General features: G+C 57.6%; 23 protein-coding genes. 8 read left to right on the forward strand and 15 right to left on the reverse strand.

Annotated features, from left to right (window positions below):
• Positions 1 to 17 precede the first annotated feature (17 nt).
• From ACXJGX_RS13550 to ACXJGX_RS13575, 6 genes are all read left to right on the forward strand, one after another.
• The gene (locus ACXJGX_RS13550) at positions 18 to 629 is read left to right on the forward strand and encodes a holin-associated N-acetylmuramidase (protein WP_474782564.1); all 612 of its coding nucleotides are present in this window, start codon (positions 18 to 20) and stop codon (positions 627 to 629) included.
• Positions 620 to 1,117 carry a holin family protein gene (locus ACXJGX_RS13555; protein WP_474782566.1) on the forward strand — a complete coding sequence of 166 codons (498 nt, stop codon included), beginning with the start codon at positions 620 to 622 and terminating at the stop codon, positions 1,115 to 1,117. Before ACXJGX_RS13550 ends, ACXJGX_RS13555 begins: the two co-directional genes overlap by 10 nt.
• A complete protein-coding gene (locus tag ACXJGX_RS13560) occupies positions 1,107 to 1,310 on the forward strand; it encodes a pseudouridine synthase (RefSeq protein ID WP_474782568.1) in 204 nt (67 codons plus the stop codon). The genes ACXJGX_RS13555 and ACXJGX_RS13560 overlap by 11 nt, the downstream gene beginning before the upstream one ends.
• A gap of 77 nt (positions 1,311 to 1,387) precedes the next feature.
• Complete coding sequence (locus tag ACXJGX_RS13565; protein ID WP_474782570.1) at positions 1,388 to 3,358, forward strand: heme lyase CcmF/NrfE family subunit; 1,971 nt, start codon at positions 1,388 to 1,390, stop codon at positions 3,356 to 3,358.
• The gene (locus ACXJGX_RS13570; RefSeq protein ID WP_474782572.1) at positions 3,355 to 3,795 is read left to right on the forward strand and encodes a cytochrome c-type biogenesis protein; all 441 of its coding nucleotides are present in this window, start codon (positions 3,355 to 3,357) and stop codon (positions 3,793 to 3,795) included. The genes ACXJGX_RS13565 and ACXJGX_RS13570 overlap by 4 nt, the downstream gene beginning before the upstream one ends.
• Before the next feature lie 69 nt (positions 3,796 to 3,864).
• Positions 3,865 to 4,641 carry an enoyl-CoA hydratase-related protein gene (locus ACXJGX_RS13575; RefSeq protein WP_474782574.1) on the forward strand — a complete coding sequence of 259 codons (777 nt, stop codon included), beginning with the start codon at positions 3,865 to 3,867 and terminating at the stop codon, positions 4,639 to 4,641.
• On the opposite strand, the gene ACXJGX_RS13580 is transcribed toward ACXJGX_RS13575, so the two are convergent.
• From ACXJGX_RS13580 to gltX, 5 genes are all read right to left on the reverse strand, one after another.
• Complete coding sequence (locus tag ACXJGX_RS13580; RefSeq protein WP_474782576.1) at positions 4,629 to 4,940, reverse strand: DUF2087 domain-containing protein; 312 nt, start codon at positions 4,938 to 4,940, stop codon at positions 4,629 to 4,631. The two genes, ACXJGX_RS13575 and ACXJGX_RS13580, sit on opposite strands and share 13 nt — an antisense overlap.
• A gap of 36 nt (positions 4,941 to 4,976) precedes the next feature.
• Positions 4,977 to 5,123, reverse strand: coding sequence for a hypothetical protein (locus tag ACXJGX_RS13585; RefSeq protein ID WP_474782578.1), 147 nt, complete (start codon positions 5,121 to 5,123; stop codon positions 4,977 to 4,979).
• A gap of 153 nt (positions 5,124 to 5,276) precedes the next feature.
• Positions 5,277 to 5,783: a GNAT family N-acetyltransferase gene (locus tag ACXJGX_RS13590; protein WP_474782580.1), complete on the reverse strand. Its 507-nt coding sequence runs from the start codon at positions 5,781 to 5,783 to the stop codon at positions 5,277 to 5,279.
• A 62-nt stretch (positions 5,784 to 5,845) separates the two neighbouring features.
• The gene (locus ACXJGX_RS13595) at positions 5,846 to 7,141 is read right to left on the reverse strand and encodes a citrate synthase (RefSeq protein ID WP_474782582.1); all 1,296 of its coding nucleotides are present in this window, start codon (positions 7,139 to 7,141) and stop codon (positions 5,846 to 5,848) included.
• Positions 7,142 to 7,234: 93 nt separating this feature from the next.
• A complete protein-coding gene (gene gltX / locus ACXJGX_RS13600; protein WP_474782583.1) occupies positions 7,235 to 8,629 on the reverse strand; it encodes a glutamate--tRNA ligase in 1,395 nt (464 codons plus the stop codon).
• An 81-nt stretch (positions 8,630 to 8,710) separates the two neighbouring features.
• Here gltX and ACXJGX_RS13605 point away from each other — a divergent pair, with 81 nt between their 5' ends.
• The gene (locus tag ACXJGX_RS13605) at positions 8,711 to 10,840 is read left to right on the forward strand and encodes a ComEC/Rec2 family competence protein (RefSeq protein WP_474782585.1); all 2,130 of its coding nucleotides are present in this window, start codon (positions 8,711 to 8,713) and stop codon (positions 10,838 to 10,840) included.
• Here the strand turns inward: ACXJGX_RS13605 and lexA are convergent.
• The 7 genes from lexA to ACXJGX_RS13640 all read right to left on the reverse strand — a co-directional run bounded on the left by lexA (position 10,834) and on the right by ACXJGX_RS13640 (position 16,312).
• A complete protein-coding gene (gene lexA / locus ACXJGX_RS13610) occupies positions 10,834 to 11,520 on the reverse strand; it encodes a transcriptional repressor LexA (RefSeq protein ID WP_474782587.1) in 687 nt (228 codons plus the stop codon). The genes ACXJGX_RS13605 and lexA overlap by 7 nt on opposite strands.
• Positions 11,521 to 11,631: 111 nt before the next feature.
• Complete coding sequence (locus ACXJGX_RS13615) at positions 11,632 to 12,804, reverse strand: molybdopterin molybdotransferase MoeA (protein ID WP_474782589.1); 1,173 nt, start codon at positions 12,802 to 12,804, stop codon at positions 11,632 to 11,634.
• Positions 12,801 to 13,277, reverse strand: coding sequence for a cyclic pyranopterin monophosphate synthase MoaC (moaC, locus tag ACXJGX_RS13620; protein ID WP_474782591.1), 477 nt, complete (start codon positions 13,275 to 13,277; stop codon positions 12,801 to 12,803). Before moaC ends, ACXJGX_RS13615 begins: the two co-directional genes overlap by 4 nt.
• Entirely contained in the window at positions 13,277 to 14,083 is an 807-nt protein-coding gene (trpC, locus tag ACXJGX_RS13625; protein WP_474782593.1) for an indole-3-glycerol phosphate synthase TrpC, read from the reverse strand. Before trpC ends, moaC begins: the two co-directional genes overlap by 1 nt.
• Positions 14,080 to 14,721: a uracil-DNA glycosylase gene (locus ACXJGX_RS13630; protein WP_474782595.1), complete on the reverse strand. Its 642-nt coding sequence runs from the start codon at positions 14,719 to 14,721 to the stop codon at positions 14,080 to 14,082. The genes trpC and ACXJGX_RS13630 overlap by 4 nt, the downstream gene beginning before the upstream one ends.
• Complete coding sequence (gene trpD, locus ACXJGX_RS13635) at positions 14,721 to 15,734, reverse strand: anthranilate phosphoribosyltransferase (protein ID WP_474782597.1); 1,014 nt, start codon at positions 15,732 to 15,734, stop codon at positions 14,721 to 14,723. The genes ACXJGX_RS13630 and trpD overlap by 1 nt, the downstream gene beginning before the upstream one ends.
• A complete protein-coding gene (locus ACXJGX_RS13640; protein ID WP_474782599.1) occupies positions 15,731 to 16,312 on the reverse strand; it encodes an anthranilate synthase component II in 582 nt (193 codons plus the stop codon). The genes trpD and ACXJGX_RS13640 overlap by 4 nt, the downstream gene beginning before the upstream one ends.
• A 142-nt stretch (positions 16,313 to 16,454) precedes the next feature.
• On the opposite strand from ACXJGX_RS13640, the gene ACXJGX_RS13645 reads away from it, so the two are divergent.
• Positions 16,455 to 18,065, forward strand: a complete 1,611-nt coding sequence (locus ACXJGX_RS13645; protein WP_474782601.1) for a divergent polysaccharide deacetylase family protein — start codon at positions 16,455 to 16,457, stop codon at positions 18,063 to 18,065.
• Positions 18,066 to 18,096: 31 nt separating this feature from the next.
• On the opposite strand, the gene trpE is transcribed toward ACXJGX_RS13645, so the two are convergent.
• From trpE to ACXJGX_RS13660, 3 genes are read right to left on the reverse strand one after another with little or no spacing between them, the layout of a single operon-like run.
• Positions 18,097 to 19,605, reverse strand: coding sequence for an anthranilate synthase component I (trpE, locus tag ACXJGX_RS13650; protein WP_474782603.1), 1,509 nt, complete (start codon positions 19,603 to 19,605; stop codon positions 18,097 to 18,099).
• A gap of 6 nt (positions 19,606 to 19,611) precedes the next feature.
• Positions 19,612 to 21,486 (reverse strand): peptidylprolyl isomerase, encoded by a 1,875-nt coding sequence (locus tag ACXJGX_RS13655; protein WP_474782605.1) that lies wholly within the window; start codon positions 21,484 to 21,486, stop codon positions 19,612 to 19,614.
• A 31-nt stretch (positions 21,487 to 21,517) separates the two neighbouring features.
• A complete protein-coding gene (locus ACXJGX_RS13660) occupies positions 21,518 to 22,693 on the reverse strand; it encodes an aminotransferase (RefSeq protein WP_474782607.1) in 1,176 nt (391 codons plus the stop codon).
• Positions 22,694 to 22,745: the final 52 nt, after the last annotated feature.

Consider the following 22,745-nt stretch of genomic DNA (forward strand, 5'->3'; position numbering starts at 1 on the left):
AGACATGAGGGCCGCCAATGCAAACCATTTCCCAGATTGCCACCGAAATTGTCGCCCGCGAGGGGGGCTATGTGAATGACCCCGACGATCCCGGTGGTGCGACGAAATACGGGGTCACGGTCCACACCATGCGCCGCCTCGGGCTGGATTTAACAGGTGATGGACAGGTCGACGCCGCGGATGTCCAAGTTTTAAGCCGCGACCGCGCAGTCGCAATTTTTATTGCACATTATTACCGCGCGCCAAAGATTGATCAGCTGCCTGCGCCTTTGCAGGCCTCTGTCTTTGATATGTATGTAAATGCCGGGGCCAATGCTGTGCGCATTCTTCAGCGGCTGTGCAACGCGATGCGCATTGACGTCGGTGTAGACGGCGTGATTGGCCCGCAAACAATTGCGGCAGTGCAGCAGGCGATGGATGCCGCACCAAATCACCTGTGTGATGCCTATGGTATCGCACGGCGCAATTATTATTACGACTTGGCGGATCAGCGGCCTGCCAGCCGCAAATACGCCCGTCGCCGGGATGGCGGAAAAGGTGGCTGGATTACGCGCGCCGAACATTTCATCAGCCCCCGCTATCACTTGACTGCAGTGCAACATCAACAAAGGACAGCGCAATGGGGTTGATCACCGGAATTATGGGATTTCTGTTTGGCGACGGACGCAATGTGGTGGCACAGACGGCCGAGGTGTTTCGCGAAAATACGGAGCGGAGCGCGGTCAGGGAGGCGACCGCAAAAAGCGAGGCATTGCAACAGTTTGCCGCTGAATTTGCACATGCCCGTCGGGGACTGTTTGACCGCTTTGTTGACGCGCTTAATCGATTGCCTCGGCCGATGTTGGCGCTGGGGACGATTTGGTTGTTTGTGATGGCGATGCGGAACCCTGTTGCGTTCAAAAACGGGATGGAAGGGTTGGCCGTTGTCCCTGAACCGCTGTGGTGGTTGATGGGCGCCATTGTCAGTTTTTATTTTGGTGCCCGACATCAAGCCAAAGATCAGGATTTCCAGCGGTCGATCGTGCGGTCATTGGCGGCGACGCAGGGTGCGAAAACTGTCGTTTCAGACGAACAAAACCCGGCGCTTGCTGAATGGCGGGTGCAAAATGGACAATAACTGGCACGAGGTGACCGAACGCCGGCTGACATCACTTGAAACTCGCAACGCGGTTGACGAGGTCCATCGTGGCAACGTCGCGGACAGGCTGGGTGCGATCGAAGACACGTTGCGGTGGCTGGTGCGCATGATGATTGGTGGCTTTCTTATGGCGGCATTAACCTATGCGCTGCAGGGGGGGCTCAAGCTTTAGCAGTGCGCGGCAAAATGTAACGTGCAATTGGCGCCAACGGCATGTTGCACCGGCCGAAATTGGGTTAAGACTGTCATATGATGACAGAACTTGGACATTTCGCGCTGATTCTTGCCTTTGGCGTTGCCATTGTACAGATGACAGTACCCATGATTGGTGCCCATCGCGGTAACGCTGCGTGGATGGCGGTGGCAGGACCTGCTGCAATCATTCAGTTTGCGCTGATCGCCTTTTCGTTCATCGCACTCACTTGGGCGTTTGTGACCTCTGACTTCTCGCTGAACCTTGTCTATGCGAACTCGCATACAGAGAAACCATTGATTTACAAAATCAGTGGTGTGTGGGGAAATCACGAGGGGTCGATGCTGCTATGGGTATTGATCCTGACATTGTTCGGAGCGAGCGCCGCAGTCTTTGGCGACAATCTGCCCGAACGGCTGCGCGCGCGCGTGCTGGCCGTGCAAGGTGCAATTGGTGTCGCGTTTATTGCGTTCATTCTTTTCACGTCCAACCCCTTTTTGCGACTGGCTGTGCCGCCGTTGAATGGCAAAGACTTGAACCCGCTACTGCAAGATCCCGGTTTGGCGTTTCATCCGCCTTTCTTGTACCTCGGTTATGTCGGCCTGAGTATGTCGTTTTCGTTTGCTGTCGCCGCGTTGATCGAAGGCAAAGTTGATGCAGCTTGGGGACGGTGGGTGCGTCCATGGACACTGGCCGCGTGGATGTTCCTGACGCTAGGTATCGCGCTGGGGTCGTGGTGGGCCTATTACGAATTGGGGTGGGGTGGCTTCTGGTTCTGGGATCCGGTCGAGAACGCATCGTTTATGCCATGGTTGATATCCACTGCATTGCTGCACTCTGCTGTTGTTGTGGAAAAACGCGAGGCATTGAAAAGCTGGACAATTCTGTTGGCGATCCTAGCCTTCGGTTTTTCGCTGCTGGGAACATTCATCGTGCGATCCGGCGTGTTGACGTCGGTCCACGCTTTTGCGAATGACCCCGCGCGCGGCGTGCTGATTTTGATCATTCTTGCGGTATTTCTGGGCGGTGCGCTGACACTTTACGCGGCGCGTGCGGGCGCAATGGAGGCCAAGGGTGTTTTTGGCGCGGTTAGTCGTGAAAGCGCGCTGGTGTTGAATAACGTCCTGCTCGCGGTCAGTTGCTTTGTCGTTTTCATTGGCACCATCTGGCCGTTGGTTGCAGAAATCCTGTTCGGTCGGACATTGTCGGTTGGGCCGCCGTTTTTTGACGCGGCATTCACGCCGTTTATGGTCGGCTTGGCAATTGTACTACCTGCTGGGTCAATGATCGCCTGGAAGCGCGGAACATTAAGCCGGACCATCAAGCCGCTGCTGCCTTGGCTGGTTTTGGCTGTGGCACTTGGTGCGCTGGCGTTTGCGATGCAGACCGGGCGATCAGCCCTTGGCCCGATTGGCGTGTTTTTGGGCGCTTGGGTCGTTGGTGGCGCTATCGCTGACCTGTTGCTGCGCAGCGGTCGCGGGCGCCTTGCTGATCGCTTTGGTCGGGTATTGCGGTTGCCACGTGCAGACTGGGGCAAGGCCTTTGCGCATATGGGCATGGGCGTAACTATCTTTGGGATCGCCGCCATGACAGCATGGCAGCAAGAAGATATTCGCGTTGTTCGCCTAGGCGAGCGCTGGGGCGTTGGAGAGTTTTCGTTTACGCTGGACGACGTGCGCCAGTTCGAAGGGCCGAATTATGTAAGCACGCTGGCCGAAATGGGCGTCTGGCGCGGTGATCAGAATGTCACCGTTTTGACACCCGAAAAACGGTTCTATCCGGTCGCCAAAATGCCAACCACCGAAGCAGCCATTCGCAACGGAATTCTGCGCGACATCTATGTCGTCATCGGGGACGCACAGGCAGGCGGTGGGTATGCCGTGCGCGTCTATGTAAAACCTTTTGCCAACTGGATTTGGGGTGGGGCGCTGTTGATGGCGTTGGGCGGTTTCCTGTCACTGTCTGACAGACGGCTACGGGTGGCCGCACCCGCCGCCAAGACCGCAAAGATGGTGCCGGCAGAATGAGGACGTTAATATTTGTTCTGTGCGTACTGGTCACCCCGCTTTGGGCGGTCGAACCGGATGAAATGCTGGCTGACCCAACGCTTGAGGCGCGTGCCCGCGAAATTTCCCAAGGCCTGCGGTGCCCGGTGTGCCAGAATGAAACCATTGATGAATCACATGCGAGCCTGGCAAGGGAACTGCGTATTGTGCTGCGTGAACGTATTACCGCCGGCGACAGCGACGCGCAGGCGATTGACTATATGGTCAGCCGTTACGGAGAATTCGTGCTGTTGCGCCCCGACGCGCGCGGTGTAAATCTTGTTTTATGGTTCGCAGCGCCGATCATGCTTTTGCTGGCGCTGGTCATTGGTTGGCGGACAATTCGCAGGCGGGGTGTAACGACCACATTACTGTCGGCGCAAGAAGAAGCAGACTTGGAAAAAATCCTGAAACAGTGACGCGCCGTCCTGCTTGGTGGTTGGTCGAACTGCGTTAAGGTGCGGCAAACCAAAGAAATGGAGCGGCGCATGGACTATCAGGCAATCACCTTTGACATCACCGATAGCGTTGCCAGGATAACGCTGAACAGGCCCGCGCTGATGAATGCGCTGAACCGCCAGATGCGGCTTGAGATCACGCATGCTTTTCAGACGGCCGAAGCCGCTGCGCGCGCTGTTGTGATGACAGGGGCAGGCGCATCGTTTTGCTCGGGGCAGGATCTGGCTGATGCGGCCGCCGGTGGCATCATCGACATGGAGGGCACGCTGAATAACGAATACGTGCCGATGTTGCGTGCCATTTTCGATTGTAAAATCCCCACAATTTGCGCCGTGAACGGACCTGCGGCCGGCGCTGGCGCAAACCTTGCGCTTGCCGCTGATGTGGTGATCGCGTCCGAAGACGCGTATTTCATTCAAGCTTTCACCCGGATCGGACTGATCCCGGATGCAGGTGGTACCTATTGGTTGCCGCGCCAGATCGGTGCCGCCCGCGCGATGGGCGCCACCCTGTTTGCCGATAAGGTAAGCGCGACGCAGGCCCGTGATTGGGGCATGATCTATGAAACAGCGCCTGCGGACACGTTCCAGGACCACGTGACGGCCCGTGCGCAGCAGTTGGCGACGGGGCCGACAGTGGCCTACGCACAGTTAAAGCAAGCCATCCGCGGATCATTTGAAAACACGCTGACTGCGCAGCTTGCTCTTGAGGCCAAGTTGCAAGGTGTCTGTGGTGAAACCGAAGACTTCAAAGAGGGTGTGACGGCATTTTTGCAAAAACGTGCCCCACATTATCAAGGGCGCTGAACGGCCTTGATCAGCGCCAGTGCAGCCGCTGGCGGGGCCTGCTCGATGCGGCGGTATACTTTGCCATCGATTGTCCGGCTTATAAGCTTATGATCGATAAGCGACCGCCGCAGTAAAACGTGATCGCCAAAGCTGTGACCGCTTTTCAGCACGTTATTGACCTGCGTTTCCGACAAGTCTTGCTTTGCCGGAAGTGCGGACCAGAACGCCCATAGACAAAGAAACTGCACGCTGGTTTTTTGCAGCCAGCGGGTCATGATCCCGTGATCAAACACGCGCAACGCTTTGTCCAATCGCAAGGATGGGGTATCTGGCTTTGCCGCCTTGGCGTGCTGCTAGTTTTCAAACCCTGCGGCTTTTGCCACCAGCGACAGCATACTGGCATGGCCGGGCAGGGTGTCTTGTTGTTGCAACGCGCGGCGCAGCGTCTTGGTAAATGTTGACAGGTCGTTTATCGCGAGAGATGTGATTTGTCGTGGCATGTCTGGCCTCTATCTTACGCCGGAAACCCGCGAACGGGTGCGATGGTCGCCCTTGTCTTCCGGCTGATGGTGGTCAGCGGTCGTGTGATGCCAATCTCAGGTTTAGCGTGACCCGTGTGGGTCGGCGACGCCTTGGTGAACTGATGACCGCCTTCAGTGTAATCCATCGGGGCGCGGCAAGGCAAGATACAGGCTGTCGGACCACACCCCATTTATGCAAAACGTGTTCTTTGCGCGATGTGTTTCGACGAAACCCAAGGTCTTAAGCGCCGTGACAGAGGCAATGTTTTGCGGATCAACATCAGCGGTTAGCCTGTCAACGTCCGTGATCGCAAAAAGGTGGGGGATGATCGCGTGCATTGCTTCTGTCACGATGCCTTGGCGCCAGTAATCGGGATGAAGGATGAACCCGATTTCGTCATCTTTGTGCATCCCTGCAGTGCCAATCACGCGGCCAGCCATTTCGATCACAAAATATGTCGGAAGCCGCGCCGCCTGTGCGATCATCCATGTCAGGTTGTTCTGGGTGATCTCTGGACCGGGATGCGGGGGCGTCGACCAATAGGCCATAGCCTGCGGATTGCCGTAAACGGCAAATAGATCCGCAAGATCGGTTTGGCGGGCCGCCCGCAAGGTCAGACGGGATGTTTTAAGGATCATCGCACGTCTCTCGATCATGACCATCAACGAAAAAGGCCACCCGCAGGGGTGGCCTTTCGAGATTAGCGTTTTTCGATATCAACGTATTCGCGGGCGGTTTCACCCAGATACAGCTGACGTGGACGACCGATTTTCAGTTGCGGATCAGCCAGCTGTTCTTTCCACTGGGAAATCCAACCAACGGTCCGTGCCATCGCAAAGATGGGTGTGAACATGGATGTCGGGAAACCCATCGCCTCGAGGATGATGCCGGAATAGAAATCAACGTTGGGGAACAGCTTCTTTTCGGCGAAATACGGATCGGCCAAGGCTTGCTGTTCAAGCGCTATCGCGACCTGCAACAGCGGATTATCCTCGACACCCAGCAATTCAAGAACCTCGTCGGCGGACTGTTTCATCACTGTCGCGCGCGGGTCAAAGTTTTTGTAAACGCGGTGACCAAACCCCATCAAACGGTATGGGTCGTTTTTGTCTTTGGCGCGTGCAATGAATTCAGGAATGCGATCAACAGTCCCAATTTCCTTCAGCATTTCAAGACAGGCCTGGTTTGCACCACCATGCGCAGGGCCCCAAAGGCAGGCGATACCCGCAGCAATACACGCAAACGGATTGGCACCCGAAGACGATGCCAGACGGACCGTCGATGTTGACGCGTTTTGTTCGTGGTCGGCGTGAAGCGTAAAAATGCGGTCCATCGCACGGGCCAGCACAGGGTTCACGTGGTATTCTTCGGCAGGCACCGAGAAGCACATGTTCAGAAAGTTGGACGCGTAATCCAGATCGTTGCGGGGGTAAACGAACGGCTGACCGATCGAATATTTGTAAGCCATCGCAGCGATGGTCGGCATTTTCGCAATCAGGCGGATCGACGCAACCTCGCGCTGATGCGCATCATTGATGTCGGTTGAATCGTGGTAAAACGCAGACATCGCACCGACGACACCGACCATTGTTGCCATTGGATGCGCGTCGCGGCGGAAACCACGGAAAAAATTGTGCATCTGTTCGTGGATCATTGTGTGCTTTGTTACCAGCGACTCGAACTCTTCAAGTTCGGTCGCCGATGGCAGCTCACCATAAAGCAGCAGATAGCATACTTCGAGGTAATGTGACTGTGCGGCAAGTTCGCCGATGGGATAGCCGCGGTGCAACAGCACCCCTTCTTCGCCGTCAATAAAAGTGATCGTGCTATCGCAAGCCGCAGTTGACGTGAAACCCGGGTCATAGGTGAATACATCCGCTTGTGCGTAAAGCTTGCGGATATCTAGCACGTCGGGGCCAGCTGTAGGCGAGTGGATCGGAAGATCGTATGTCTTGCCCTTGATCGTCAGCTTCGCGATATCTGTATTTTCAGCCATATGTCTTCCCCTTAAAGCCAGCGCACCGCGGTGTTGCCAGCGTATCATCTTTCGTTGGTATGCCAGTAAACTGCAATTCGTAACGAATTGGTTTCAGTCGCTAGCGTCTTGCAGACGGCCGATTGTTTCGGCCTGTCCCAAAACCAACATCATGTCGAACACACTTGGTGAAACTGCGCGTCCAGCCAGCGCCGCACGAAGCGGACCAGCGAGTTTGCCCAGCGTCGTTTCATGCGCTTCGGCGAGTGACGTCACAATCTCTTCTAAAGTGTCCCGTGTCCAGCTAGCACTTTGCAACTGCGGCGTCAATTCTGACAGTATACCACGGGATACAGGCGTCAGTTGCGCCGCGGCCTTTTCATCCGGAACGACCGGACGCATGACCAATGCAAACTGTGCCTTTTCAATGAGTTCCGGGAATGTTTTTGCCCGCTCCTTCAGGCAATACATGGCGCGCTCAATTCTGTCGGACTGAACGTCCGTCAGCGCTGGTTCATCAGTGACCGCCAAAAAACTGTGCAATTCTTGCAGCAGCGCAGCATCATCGGCCGCCGCGATATGCTGACCACAGATATTGGCAAGCTTTTTAAAGTCGAAGCGGGCAGGCGATTTGCCGATTCCATCGAGGTCGAACCATTCACGCGCTTGGGCATCAGTGAAAAACTCGTCGTCACCGTGGCTCCATCCGAGACGGGTCAAATAATTACGCATACCAGCGGCAGGATAACCCAGTTTCTGGTACTCGGCAGCGCCAGTCGCCCCATGCCGTTTCGATAGCTTTTTGCCATCTGGCCCGTAGATCAACGGGATATGCGCCAGCGTTGGTTTATCCCATCCCATCGCTTCGTAAATCAGGTTCTGCCGGAACGCGTTGGCCAAATGGTCGTCGCCACGGATGACATGGGTCACCCCCATGTCGTGGTCATCAACGACCACAGCCAACATATAGACGGGTGTGCCATCAGACCGCAAAAGGATCATATCGTCGAGCTGATCGTTGGACCATGTCACGTCGCCTTGCACTTCGTCATGTAGCGTCGTGTGCCCGGTGCGTGGTGCCTTGAGCCGGATTACATACGGCAGGTCCGGGTGGTCGGCGTCCGGTACATCGCGCCATGGCGACTGAAACAGTGTTGATGTCTTTTCTGCGCGTGCCGCTTCGCGAAATGCCTCGATCTCGTCTTGGGTGCTAAAACACTTATATGCATCACCCTGAGCCAGCATCTGTTGCGCGACTTTGACGTGGCGCGGCGCGCTTTGTGCCTGGCTCGTGGGTTCGCCGTCCCAATCAAGGCCCAACCACTTTAGCCCCTCAAGAATGGCCTGTTTGTTTTCTTCGGTCGAACGGGCCTGATCGGTATCTTCGATCCGCAAAAGAAACTTTCCGCCGCGGCCACGGGCATAAAGCCAATTAAACAATGCAGTGCGTGCGCCGCCAATGTGCAGTGCACCTGTGGGCGAGGGGGCGAAACGTGTGACGATGGACATGGGGAATTAACCTTTCGCTAACCAGCTTTCCGGTAGGATCCGGATTGGGGACGGGATACGAAACTGTGGGGTGAAGAACAAGTGCGCGCAGCAATTGAAGACGGGCTTCTGGCGCAGCGCGGTGGCTTGATCGGCTGGGTGCCTGTGTGTTTGGGCATTGGTATTGGCGTATATTTCAGCCTGCAATTCGAACCCAGTCGCACGGATTTGACGTGGGTCTGCGGCATTGCGGCGGTGTTCTACGTCATCTCACGCAAAATGACAGCATCGGTATCGCCGCTTTTTATTGCTGTTGCGCTTGTATTTGCGGGCTTTGGCGCGGCGCAATGGCACAGCGCAGCGGTCGCGGAACCCGTTCTGAACTTTCGCTATTATGGACCCATACAGGGACGGGTGATTGATATTGACCGATCGGCCAGCGATGCCCCGCGGTTGACGCTGGATCAGGTTGTGCTGGCGCGCATGGCACCGGGTCGCACGCCCACGCGCGCGCGGGTGTCCGTTCACGCAGAGCAGGTCATCACACATTACGAACCCGGCGATACGCTGATCATGACGGGTCATCTTTCGCCTCCGGCGGGTCCGGCTGAACCCGGGGGCTTTGATTTTCAGCGGCACGCATGGTTTATGGGTCTTGGCGCTGTGGGGTATACGCGCACACCGGTGCTAAGACTGGATGCACCGGCAACGCCTTCTTGGTCGATGCGCATATTTGCCATGCGGATGCGCATTTCGACCGCAGTGCAAAACGCAATTCCCGGGCAGACCGGTGGGTTTGCTGCGGCGATCATGACCGGCGATCGGTCTGCAATGGCGCAAGACACATTAGCCAATTTGCGCGCGGCCAATCTGGCGCATTTGCTCGCGATTTCGGGGCTGCATATGGGGCTGCTCACGGGATTTATTTTTGCGACGGTGCGCTACTGTCTTGCATTCAGCGGGACAATTTCCCTGTGGTATCCCACCAAAAAAATTGCCGCGCTTTGTGCGCTGGTTGTGGGTGCATTCTACTTGGCGCTGTCCGGAGGGAACGTCGCGACCGAACGCGCATTTATCATGGTGGCTGTGATGTTCATGGCGGTGCTGCTGGATCGGCGGGCGTTAACCCTGCGGGCTGTAGCGATGGCTGCAATCGTCGTGCTTATGCGTGCACCGGATGCGTTGATGGGGCCAGGGTTTCAAATGTCGTTTGCAGCGACGACAGCGCTGGTCGTCGTATTTGGGGCACTGCGCCGCTTTAACCTGACGCGGTGGCCAAAATGGACACGCGGCATTTTTTCTGTTGTGATGTCGTCGTTGATTGCCGGACTTGCAACTGCTCCGTTTGCGGCTGCACACTTTAATCAAGTTTCACACTTTGGACTGATTGCGAACCTGCTTTCGGTGCCTTTAATGGGCGTCGTCGTCATGCCCGCAGCGGTTCTGGCCGTATGTCTTGCGCCAATTGGCCTGTCGCAAATCGGATTTTGGGTGATGGCGCAGGGATTGCGGTGGATTTTGATGGTCGCGGATAAAGTGGCCCATTGGGATGGCGCCGTGGGGCATGTTGTCGCCCCGGGGCCATCGGTTTTGCCGCTTATGGCGATCGGATTGTTGTGGGCCGTCTTGTGGCAGGGTCGGTTGCGTTGGCTCGGAACGTTGTGTGTGGCGACAGCGATCATCATGTGGACCCAGGCCGGACGCCCAGCGGTTTTGGTAGCAGATTCGGGGGCTTTGGTTGGTGTGATGGGGCCGTCTGGCCGCGCTTTATCAAAGCCGACAGGGGATAGTTTCGTCGCGCAGATATGGCTTGAAAACGATGGTGCCCCTGTGGATCAAGCGGTTGCCGCAAGCCGTGACGGATATTCGCGTGACGGGCGGGTGGTCAGCATGGATGTCGGGGGCTGGCAGATCGTACAGGTTGCCGGAAAAACCGCATTGGCACAATTGTCGGGATGTGACGGTGCAGATGTTCTGATTAGCAACCAAGCAGATGAAGAACAGCGCCCCTGTTTGGTTTTTGACATCAATACGTTACGCAGCACTGGCGCGCTCGCATTTACGTTAGATGATGACGGATCGCTAGTGATCACCACGGCCCATGGGGTTGCAGGACAACGTCCATGGAACGCAAATCAAGGACGCGCGCACGCCGCAACTGTCATCCCGATTACGCAACAACAAGGGCGACCCGAGCGACCCTTGGTCACTGCGCATGCCGCAAATCAGTAGGTCCGTATCAACCCCACCAAACGACCCTGAACTTTCACCTGATGATCCTGAAGCAGCCGGGTTTCATAGGCAGGGTTCGCGGCCTCAAGGGCGATCATGCCGTTTTGACGACGAAAGCGTTTCAGCGTCGCCTCAAGGTCATCAACCAGCGCGACCACAATATCGCCATTGTCAGCAACAGAGGTTTCACGGATGACCACAACATCGCCGTCATTGATCCCTGCTTCGATCATCGAATCGCCTTTTACCTCAAGCGCATAGTGATCACCCTTGCCAACCATAGACGCCGGGACCTGCACATTATGTGACACTTCGCTAATGGCTTCGATCGGAACACCGGCGGCTATTCGACCCATGACAGCCAATTCAATCGACCCTGTCATGACATTCATCGCCTGGGCTGGCGTGCTGTCTGGTTTGTCACCATCAATGACGCGGGGCTGAAACCCTGATTTGGCCATCATCGCATCTGGCAACTTGACAATTTCCAATGCGCGTGCGCGGTGTGCAAGACGACGGATAAATCCGCGTTCCTCTAGGGCGGTGATCAACCGGTGAATCCCCGACTTGGACCGCAGGTCCAATGCTTCTTTCATTTCATCAAAGCTGGGGGGAACGCCGTCGCGTTGCACGCGGTTGTGAATAAATTCGAGCAGGTCGAGTTGTTTTTTCGTCAGCATCGGCATGTCCTTCGCAGGTTGTACCTATGTTCTATGCATGTTCCCGTTTTGTGTCAACTGCGCCGGCGGTTCGTCCGCATGATATTTCTGCGGGAAAACCTGAAAATCGGTCTAAAGCGCTATCAGCTCGATCATGTCGCCGCGCCCGCGCGCGGGGTCATTCGCGGGGCGCACCGCGAGACAGTTTGCCTGCGAAAGAACGGTCAAAAGCGCGCTGTCTTGGCGGTCAAAAATGGTGACACCTTCGGGGCCGTAATATGCGCGCGTATAGTGTTCGCGCGGGCCGTTGGGGCCGATTGCATGTTGCAGCGTTGATGTGAACCGCCGCGCAGGGGCGGCACCTTGTCCAAGCATATGCAAAATGACGGGTGCCAGAAAAACATGACCGCAAACCATTGCTGACACAGGATTGCCGGGCAGACCGATCATGACCGCAGCCCCCATGCGCCCGGCCATCAATGGTTTACCCGGCCGCATCGCGATTTTGTAGAACGCGCGTTCCATCCCCTTTGCTTGGGCGACATGCCCGACCAGGTCGTGGTCGCCAACAGACGCGCCACCGATGGTGACAATCAGATCAGCGTCTGCGGCCAGATCAAAGGCGAGCGCGAGGGCTGGAACGGTATCGCGCGCAATGGGCAGCAGCCGAGGCTGCGCGCCCAACGACTGCACCAAAGCCGCAAGACCATAGCTGTTCGAGGCGATAATCTGATCGGGGCCGGGCGTCTCTCCGGGCTGCACCAGTTCATCACCTGTTGCGATAATCGCGACAACAGGGCGACGGGTGACCGGAACCTGTGCAATATTCATCGCCGCCAAAAGCGCGATATCCGACGTGGATAAAACGCGCGGTGCGTTGATCTGATCACCGGTTTTAAAGTCAGCACCGGCGGGGCGAACATACGGCTTTGTTTCGGGATTCGCATTCAGCGTAATTGTGTCACCGCTACGCGTCACGTCCTCTTGGATCACGACCCAATCGGCACCGTCAGGCAGGGGCGCACCGGTAAAGATGCGTGCAGCTTCGCCCCTTCTGACAGATCCGGCAAATGCGTGGCCTGCGGCGGCTTCGCCAATCACGGTGAACCGGGCGCCGGGCGCGACGTCAACCGCTGCCACCGCGTACCCATCCATCGCCGAGGCCGCAAAGGGCGGCTGATCACGCACGGCGTTGACGTCTTGGGCCAGCGTGCGCCCATAGGCCTGCACCAAAGGCACTGTCTCAACCGAAAGAGGCGCAACAAGCGCAAACAGCTGATCAAGGGCTTCGTTAACAGAGATCATCGGCTTTCAAACCGTCCCGATTTACCGCCATCCTTCAGAGTGACGCGAATACCGCCGATTTCCATGTCCTTTTGGACCGCTTTCACCATGTCATAAACAGTCAAGCCCGCGATGCTGACCGCCGCGAGCGCCTCCATCTCGACGCCGGTTTGACCACCGGTTTTGACCGTTGCGCTGATGCGGATGCCGGGCAGGGCGGTGTCAGGTGTCAGGTCCAACGCGACCTTGGTGATCGGAAGCGGGTGACATAGCGGGATCAGGTCAGCGGTTTTCTTGGCCGCCATGATCCCGGCGATGCGGGCAATGCCCAGCACGTCGCCCTTGTCCGCACGGCCCTCAATGATCAGGTCAAGGGTGGCGGGCGCCATTTTGATCCATCCTTCCGCGATGGCAATCCGGGCAGTGACCGGTTTGTCGGAAACATCGACCATATGGGCTTTGCCGTCCCCGTCAAAGTGGGTCAGACCGGTCATTACAAATGCCCCTTGGGGGGATTTGCCAGCAATGCGCGTGTCGCGGCGGTTACGTCGTCCTGACGCATCAGGCTTTCGCCGATCAGAAATGTGCGCGCACCGTAACGGGCCATATCAGCCAGTTCTTCGGGCGTGTTCAGCCCGCTTTCACACACGATCGTCCGGTCGGCGGGGACCAGTTTGGACAGCGTACGTGTGGTGTCCAACGTGGTTTCAAACGTTTTCAAGTTGCGATTGTTGATGCCCATCAACGACGACTTAAGCAAACAGGCGCGTTCCAGTTCGGCGGCGTCGTGTACTTCTAGCAAAACATCCATCCCCCAGCCAAAAGCGGCATCCTCAAGCTCTTGGGCCTGACTGTCGCTGACCGATGCAAGGATGATCAAGATGCAATCGGCGTGCAGTGCGCGGGCCTCTGCGACCTGATAGGTGTCGTACATAAAATCTTTGCGCAGCGCCGGCAGATCACACGCCGCGCGGGCCGCAGTCAGAAAGCTGTCGTCGCCTTGAAAGGATGGACCATCCGTCAGCACCGACAGGCAGGTCGCACCACCTGCCGCATAGGCCTCGGCCAGTGCGGGCGGATTGAAATCTGCACGGATCAGTCCCTTGGAGGGGCTGGCCTTTTTGATTTCCGCGATGAGCCCGTAACCTTCGCGCGCGGCCTCTGCCAAACGATCGGCAAAGCCGCGTGTCGGCGGGGCATCCTTTGCGCGCGCTTCGACCTCGGTCAGGGGTACGGCGGTTTTACAGGCTGCAATGTGGTCCAGCTTGTAGGTTTTGATTTTTTCGAGAATATCGTTCATGGGTCCGCCCAGCTAATTGGCTCTTGCGCCTGATCAATAAGCCACTGGTTCACCTTTGAAAATGGGCGGGACCCGAAAAAACCCCGGTGACATGAAAGCGGTGACGGATGCGCCGACTGAATGACCAGATGTTTTTCGCTGATCTGCTTTGCATAGGTCTGGGCGGGGCCGCCCCACAAGATAAACGCGCGTGGGCGGTCATCAAGGCGTGCGATCACCTGCTTGACAAGGTGTGCCCATCCCAGTTTCGCGTGGGCTTTGGGTTTTCCGGGCGGGACGGTCAGCGCTGTGTTCAGCAGTAAAACGCCCTGATCGGCCCAGTCTTGCAGCCCGGTTTTTGTGCGCATTACCGCAAGATCGGTCTGTATCTCTTTGAAAATGTTACCAAGACTGTCCAGCCTCCCGCCAAATTCATCGGGAATTGAAAATGCCAGTCCGTCGGCTTTGCCGGGGGTGTGATACGGGTCTTGGCCGATGATCACGACACGTGTCGCCGCGGGCTGGCAGCGTTCAAGTGCGGCAAACGTCAGCGCGGGGGGCGGCAAAACATCCGCCCCGACCTGCGCTGCGATCGCGGGCAGATCTTGCGCGAAAAATGGCAAGTCTGCCCAATCGCCCAATCGGCTTAGGTTGAACATCAGGCGGACGTGATCCGCGCCAGATCGGCCAAAGCCTGCGCGGCTTTGCCGCTGTCGATGCTGGTGCGGGCGCGTTCTACGCCCTCGGTCAGGGTCGCGGCCTTGTCGGCCACCACAAGCGCCGCTGCCGCATTGAACAACACAGCATCGCGGTAGGCGCCCGTTTCGCCTGCAAGAAGCGCGCGCAACGCAACGGCGTTTTCTTCGGGGGTGCCGCCTATGATGTCGCGGAAACTATGGACCGGCAGTCCTGCATCTTCGGGATGGATTTCGCGCGATGTGACTTTGTTGTTTTCCAGCACCGCAACCGCTGTGGGACCGCAGATCGTGATTTCATCGGTGCCATCGCTCCCATGCACCAGCCATGCTTTTTCTGTGCCCAGTTGTTGCAGTGTCTCGGCCATCGGGTGGATCAGATCGATTGCAAAAGCACCCGTCAGCTGACGCTTAACCCCCGCCGGATTTGTGAGCGGTCCCAATATGTTAAAGATCGTTTTGCATCCTAATTCCAACCGGATCGGCCCCACATGTTTCATCGCCGGGTGGTGCAGCGGTGCCATCATAAAGCCGATCCCGGCCTCGCCGATGGCGCGCGCGACAACATCGGGGCCTACCATGACGTTGATGCCAAGCGCGCTTTGCACATCGGCGGTGCCGGATTTCGACGACAGGTTGCGGTTGCCGTGTTTGGCAACAGGAACCCCCGCACCTGCCACGACAAAGGCAGTCGCGGTCGAGATATTCAGCGTGTGTTTGCCATCACCCCCTGTGCCGACGATATCCATCGCCCCTTCGGGCGCATGGACGGGGACGCAGTGCGCACGCATGACCGCAGCAGCCGCTGCATATTCCGATACTGATTCCCCCCGCGCGCGCAGGGCCATCAGAAATCCGCCCATTTGCGCAGGCGTCGCCGTACCCTCAAACAGATAGCCGAACGCTTCTTCCGCTTGCGACCGCGATAACGGCCCTTCGGATGCGGCAAAGATCAGGGGCTTCATCGCATCGGTCATGCGGGCACCTTTGCGAGGTCCAGAAAGTTGTTCAACAGCTTGTGGCCGTGTTCTGACCGGATGCTTTCGGGGTGAAATTGGACACCGTGAATGGGAAGGTTTTTATGTTGCAGCCCCATAATCGTGCCGTCTTCCAGTTCTGCCGTTATTTCAAGGCAATCGGGCAGGGTGGCGCGTTCCACCACCAATGAATGATAACGCGTTGCCTCAAATGGGCTGGGTAGATCTGCAAACAGACCTTTGCCAGTGTGATGCATTGACCCCATTTTGCCATGCACAATCTCGTGGCATCGCACAACATGTCCTCCAAAGGCTTCGCCGATGGCCTGGTGGCCCAAACAGACCCCCATCAGCGGCATCTTCACTTCTGCGGCGGCATGCACCAATGGTAAACAGATCCCTGCCTGTGCCGGATCACATGGCCCCGGCGACAGCATAATGGCGTCGGGGCGCATGGCCATCGCCTCTTGGACGTTCAAGGCATCGTTGCGCCTGACGACCACCTCTGCCCCAAGTTCACCGAGATAGTGAACAAGGTTGTAGGTGAAGCTATCGTAGTTATCTATCAGCAAAAGCATGACAAAATCCCAAGTAGGTCGAAATAAGGGCTACCGTCCGCCCATCGGCTAACAGTATAAGTTGAGTCATACATGGGCCGGGACGCGGGGGTGCGTCAAGGTCGAACGGCGCAAATTGGCGCCACATGAAGGGTAAATTGCGATGCGTGGCAGTGTAGTAGGTAGTCTTTGGGCGCTCGTTTTAGGGGGCGCGGGTCTTGGCGTTGCATCGCTTGTTTCAGAACAGCCCGCAGGGAACGCGCCACCCAAAGTGCCGCAGTTGGCCGCGCCCGAAGTTGCCGTGGTGGCCGCCCCATCAGAACTGACAACGCCACCTGCTGCGGTGAACCGTGAATATGTGGTGACGGCACCGCGGGTGTCGACACCCGCAGCCGAAGTGTCTGAACCTGCGCCCGATACTGAACCCGCCGCGCCGCCCCAAACATTGCAGCTCGACACTGCATTAAGCACGCCGACAGACGTAACGGATGCGGACATTGCTGCTGCATTGGAGGAACCCGTTTTGCCTGCGACGACAGGCGCGCCACCACAATTTCCGTCGCACGAAGAGGATGTCGTCATTGCGACGCAACCGGCGCAGGCAGAGGCCGCAGATGCGACACCTGATGACGCCGAAGTAGCGGGTGTGATCGAAGATGTTGCCGTTCCAGATGAAACCGCCGCCAGCGCAACGCAAGAGCAGGACCCGCAAGCCGTCGCATCCGAAGATGCAGCGCCAGAGGTCGAAGTCTTTTCTGAACCTGAAATGGCCGTGGTGCCGGATGAAACACCGGTATCCGATGGCATCACACCGTTCGACCTAGCCGAGGCGGCGACACCCGCCGACATCCAGCCAAAGCCGATGGTCGTGACACCCCCGATCGTCGCGCAACCCGCAGCGCCAGTGCTGCCTCAAACAGACGAAACACCTGCGCCAGTCGTTATTGCACCAGCGCCCGAAGCACCGATGTCGGTTGATCCCGCGCCCACGACACCCGTCAGCCGCGTCCGTGTCAATCGCCCCGGTGCAACACCGGCAGAGGACACCGTACCAAGCGTTGAAGCCGAAGCGGAGTCAGAGATATCGCTGGAAGACACCCCCGCATTACAGCGCTACGCGACGGCGTTTGAAAATCCGGCCAGCCTGCCAATGATGTCGGTCCTGGTCATCGATGATGGCAGTCAGGGCGATATGAGTGCATCTATCGCTGACCTGCCGATGCCAGTCACGGTCGTTCTGAATGCCCTTGATCAGGGTGTTGCCGCACGCAGCGCCGCCTACCGCGCAGCCGGTGTCGAGATCGCGATGCAGACCACGTTGCCTGCGGGGGCTGTGCCAACTGATGTTGAAGTGGCGTTTGAAGCCGCTTTCGGTTTGCTGCCAGAGGCGGTGATTTTATACGAGGATGGTACGGGTGTTGTGCAAGACAACCGTGCTGTCAGCTCTCAGGTTGTGCAGATTTTGGCCGCAGATGGGCGTGGGTTGATCACGATGCAACGCGGGTTAGGCACCGCACAACGAACTGCGCAAGATGCGGGCGTACCGGCAACGACAGTGTTGCGTGATCTGGACGGGAACGGGGAAGATCCGGGCGCGATCAAACGTGGTCTGGACCAATCCGCCCTGCGGGCGCGTCAGCAAGGTGCGGTGGTGTTGGTCGCACGCGCGCAACCCGATACACTTTCGGTATTGCGTGACTGGGCGCAAACGCTTGATAAAACCCAAATGCTGCTTGCGCCCGCTTCGGCCATTTTGATTGATAGCGATACCTGATTGTGGTGGGGATTTTCCCCCACCTGACTGCCTAGTTTCCGCCACCGGTAAACATTGTCGCGTCAGCCGCGGCCTTGCGTATGGCGTTGGATTTATGAACGGTTTCTTGGTATTCGGCCTCTGGGTCGCTGTCGTAAACAACGCCGCCGCCCGCCTGAATGTATAATTTTTCATCCTGCAGAACGGCGGTACGCAGTGCGATACACATATCCATATCGCCATTTGCGCTGAAATAACCGCAGCCACCGCCGTAGACGCCACGCTTTTCGGGTTCCAGTTCGTCGATGATTTCCATTGCACGCACCTTTGGTGCGCCGGAAACCGTCCCCGCTGGCATACCCGCAAAAAATGCCGAAAGCGCATCCTGATCGTCCGCCAACTCGCCCACAACATTCGAGACGATATGCATGACATGGCTATAGCGTTCGACGATAAATTGCTCTGTCGGGCGGACGGTACCGATTTTGCTGACCTTGCCCGTGTCATTGCGCCCCAGATCCAGCAACATCAGATGCTCGGCCAGTTCTTTTTGGTCGGCCATCAGATCTGCTTCGTTTGCTTTGTCTTCTGCGGGTGTTGCTCCGCGTGGGCGGGTGCCTGCGATGGGGCGAATGGTGACTTCTTTACCGAACACACGGACCAGAATTTCTGGACTGGCGCCGATGACCTGGAAGCCGCCAAAGTTAAAGAAAAACATAAATGGCGACGGGTTGGTCCGGCGCAGGCTGCGGTATAACGCAAAGGGTGGTTCGCGAAACTCTTGGGTCCAGCGTTGTGACGGCACGACCTGGAAAATGTCGCCGGCGCGAATGTACTCTTTCGCTTTTTCAACGGCGTCCAGATAGCCCGCGTGGGTAAAGTTGGACACAGGCGGGCTGACAGGCGCAGGGTCGGCCAAGACGCGGCTTTCACCCGGGGCAGGGCGCTCTAACGCCCGTTGGGCATCCATCACACGTTCGGCGGCTTGGGCATATGCGGCGCGCGCGCTTAGCCCCGCGTTGACATAGGCAGGGGCAACCAAAATGACGTCACCCTTGACGCCGTCCAAGACTGCGACCACCGACGGACGCAGCATCATGGCATCAGGCAGGCCAAGTGGGTCAGGATTCACGTCCGGCAAATTTTCGACCAGCCGGATCATATCGTAGCCAAGATACCCAAACAGCCCAGCCGACGCCGCTGGCAGGTCCGCGGGCATATCAATCCGCGATTCCGAAATAAGACCACGGAGCGCGGTTAACGGGTCAGCGTCCATCGTGGCAAAAGCGGTATCATCAAACCGCGCCGTCCGGTTCACCCGCGACGTGGTGCCGCGACATTCCCAAATCAGGTCCGGGTTCATGCCGATAATTGAATAGCGACCGCGTACTTCGCCACCTGTCACGCTTTCCAGCATAAACGCGTTTTTACCCGCGCCTGACAGTTTCAGCATCAACGATACCGGCGTATCAAGATCCGCCGCGATCCGTGTATAGACTATCTGGTTTTCACCCGCGTCGTACGCGCGGGCGAAGCTGTCAAAATCGGGCAAAAGCGACATAGGAACCTATTGGAACTGCGCGTTGACAGCATCAACAGCGGATTGATTGATGTTGATATCTGTGTCGGCCCGCAGAGCATCTGCGTAAGCGGCAAAAATATCTTGGGCGATGCCGTTGGATGCGCGGGTCGCATACCCGGCGATCGTGGCTGCCGTTTCCGCATCGGCCGGATCTGGCGCGGTGATTGCGTCAAGCCGCACGATGATTGCGCTGTCCTGACCGCCCAATACCGAGACTGTACCGACATCCATGCCGAAGACGGTATCGTTGAATGTCGGCGGTGTTCCGTCGACAAACCCTGTCCGTGTCAGGCGGTCTTCGGTGCTCGCGATAAGACCGATCGTCGCGAATTCGGTTAAGGGCTGGATATCTGCTGCGATCTCTTCGGCGCGTGCCACAATGGCCTCTTGCTGGGTCTGGGCTTGCCACGCTGTGTCGACAGCATCGCGAACCTCGTCCAGCGGGCGCAACGTTGGCGGGGTGATTCCGTCAAGACGCAAGGCAAAGATGCCACCGTCAGCAAGGTCCAGGATTTGCGCAAACGCGCCGACTTCGGCTTCGGCAGCGGCGGCGCGGAAAGAATCATACGCCGCGATTCCATCGGCGACATCTGCCGTCCAGTTGATTGTGCCAAGTTGCAGGTCCGTGCGTTCGGCCAAATCTTCGAGCGTGGCGCCCCCCGCAATCAGATCAAGGACAATATCCGTATCCGTATTGATCACTTCACGTGCCGCATCTGCGGCCAGTTCACTGCGCAAATCATCCGCAGCTTCGTCAAGCGGCGTTTCTTGTGCCGTCAGAACCGCGTTCATCCGAAAGAGCGCAGGCCCGAGGGGTGAATTAAATGGACCGACCACGTCACCAGGTGCGGCTGCAAATACGGCATCGCCAGCGGCGCGCAGTTCGTCGATATCGACGTCACCCATATCGACATCGTTCAACGTCAATCCGCGCTCTGCCACGAGGTCCTCAAAGCTGGTCTCGCCTGCGTCGACGCGCGCGCGGGCCTCTTCGGCTTTGGCAGCGTCAAGATAGACAAGCCGTTCAACAAGGCGGCGTTCGGGCTGCACGAATTCGGCGATGCGGTCCTGATAAAGTAGGGCTACAGCCTCGTCGGGGACATCCATCTGATCCTGGATCATATCGGGCGTCAGCCAAACATAGGTGATATCGCGTGTTTCGGGCAGCGTGAATTCTTCTGGGTTGGCATCGTAATACGCCGCAATGTCCGCGTCAGTGGCGCCGGGCAGTGGCGCGATAAGCGCATCAGGACCAATTGTGGTCCAGGTGATGGCGCGTTCTTCTGCCAAGTAATTGACAACGGTATTGCCAAAGATGTCAGATTCGGGGACGCCGCCCACAACCGCACCTTGCAGCAACGTCCGCGCCATCTCTTCACGCAGCGTGGTTTCAAAGTTTGCTTCGGTCTGTCCTGATTGGCGCAGCGCAAGGCGATAGCTTTCGGCGTTGAAACCGCCGGCGCCTTGAAATTCGGGAATGGCCTTAAGCTGATCAAACACGCGTTGGTCACCCACGGAGATACCCAACTTTGCGGTCTCGTTATCCAGTGTTCTGTTCAGGATCACGGCCTGCAACGCCTGACGGTCGATGCCAAAAGCCAATGCCTGCTGCATTGAAATCTGCGTTCCAAACTGACGACTAAGCGTGGCGATCTGCTGGCGCATCGCCGTTTGATAGGCATTGATCGGCACGTCTTTGTCGCCGACGGTGCCCAAGCTGCGCAGTGAACTGGTCAGCCCCGCGGACCCGAATCCAGCCATCCCAACCAGGATGACACCCACGATAACCAAAGGTCCGTAACGATTTTTGTTCTTCTTCGCCATCTGTTCTGCCCACTCTGCCCTGATGAGGTCGCGCATGAATACGGCCCCACGCAGAATGGTGCAAGGGTCAGTAAGGCAGGTTTGCCAGTCGATGGAACAAGGTTGCGATCCCGCTACGATCGATATTGGCAAAAGCGATCCGCAATTGCTGTTCGCCGCCGGGCATATCATCGGGCATGAACATGGTGCCGGGCAGCAAAAGTACGCCCGCATCTTTGACCAGTTGTTGCGCCAGCGTGGCGGACGACATCGCATAGGGGTGCTGCACATAGGCAAAGTACGCACCGCACCCAAGCAACGTCCATCCCCGTGCTGCCAAAGCCGGAAAATGGTCAGAAATCGCTGCACGCCGGTCCAAAATCTCGTGCCGTTCCCCGGCAAGCCAGTCACCTAGGTTTTGCATCCCCCATAGCGCTGCTTTTTGACCCAACTGGTTCGGACAGATGGTGACGGTATCAAGAAACTTTTCGACCTCTGCCAAGCGTGCGGGGCTGGCAATGATCGCACCAACACGGTGGCCCGTCAGGCGGTAAGCCTTCGAGAAGGAATAAAGCTGGATCAGCGTGTCGTCCCAGTTCGGGTCGGTGAACAATGCATGCGGCGCACCTTCGCGGCTATCAAAGTCGCGGTAGGTCTCGTCGACGATCAGTGCGATCTTGTGCTGCCGCGCGAGGTCCATAAAAGCCCGCAGTGTTTCAGCCGGATATTCAACGCCACATGGATTATTTGGCGAAACCAGCGCGATCGCGCGGGTGCGCGGCGTAATCAGCGCGGCGGCCCGCGCGACATCGGGAACCATGCCTGCGCCAGTTTCCAGCGCAACGGTTTTAACACCCGACATATCCAGCCACATCCGGTGGTTAAAATAGTAGGGAACCGGCAAAATCACCTCGTCGTCCTCGGCGCAAAGCGTGGCGATCGCCGCGGCAAAAGCCTGATTGCAACCCGAGGTGATAGCGACTTGACCGGCTGTCACCGCGCCACCGTATGCCGTGCTCCACTGTTGCGCGACCTCGGCCTGCAGGGCCGGCAGCCCCAACACCGGACCATAAAGATGCGCTGACGGATCATTCACAATGATCTGCGCCATTGCGTCAAGCATGATGGCAGGTGGCGGGTCAACCGGTGCCGCCTGGCTGACATTCAGCAACGGCCTGTCCGCAGGATGGGTCACATCGTCCAACCACCGCCGGGCCTCCATGACCGGAGGGGAGAAAGTTGTCGCTGTGCGTGGTCGTGTCATGGATTGATCCCATTGCGCGGCTGCGCCGCACGATATGTTTTAGGCGCCCGTG

Source organism: Yoonia sp. SWMV100 (assembly GCF_056108365.1).